Source organism: Roseburia zhanii (assembly GCF_014287635.1).
Classification (GTDB): domain Bacteria; phylum Bacillota; class Clostridia; order Lachnospirales; family Lachnospiraceae; genus Roseburia_B; species Roseburia_B zhanii.
Genome location: NZ_JACOPH010000080.1, coordinates 1 through 837 on the forward strand (window position 1 = coordinate 1; position 837 = coordinate 837).

The window sequence follows — 837 nt, forward strand, 5'->3', positions numbered from 1 at the left end:
TGTTTCATTGCATGATCCTGAATACCGTCCACACTTACCTGACCATCCGCCCCAATTTTTATGGAAAACGTGGAATCTGAAATATCAATTCCCGCTTCCTGCAGATCAGCAGATATCCTATCTTTTACTGTGGTATTCATTTTTGCACTTGCATTCGCACGATCCAGCTCTGCTGCAGTACAAAAGATATTTAAAAGAGCATTTTCCTGTTCCGTCAGTTCTCCTCCTGCTGCTTTTTTTTCCAGTAAATTATGAATCTGCTCATCATCCGGCACTGCCCCACCCTGCATAACATCTTCTGCCTGTTTCTGATGCAGTTTCTCCATCTGCTCTGTATAATAGGCTTTGTACTTCTGCCGGATTTCCTTAATTGCACGCATTTCCTCAGTATCGGTTAAGCCTTCCTGCATCTGCTTCCTGACTGTCCCTTCATACTTCTGAACCTCTGCCATTTCCTGATAAGCTCCATGGCTTTTATCCGCCTGCGTTGTCTGGAAGGAAAGATGATATTCGGCATCCGGGTTTACCGTCGAACCGTTCTTTGCCTGTACCTTCACGGTATAACCTCTGTTGTCCGAATTCCAGTTCGGTATGGTAATACTAAGACCGCCGTTTCCATTCTCTTTCCCAATGCCGACCTGATTGCCTTCCTCATCATACAAAACCATCTCATAATCACAGCCTTCCGGTATATGATCTAAAGTGATCGTAATATCCTTATTATAGGTATCCTTCGCGAAACTTAATGCCCGGTACTCTGTAATATTGAATTCGTAATAGTCCACATCCTCCGTATCCGATAAACTTCCCTTTAAATATCCGTCCGGCTTATTGATA

1 pseudogene is annotated in these 837 nt (G+C 43.6%); it reads right to left on the reverse strand.

Annotated features, from left to right (window positions below):
* Nucleotides 1-837 (reverse strand): annotated as a pseudogene (locus H8S17_RS17390) (prepilin peptidase dependent protein A); the annotation flags it as partial.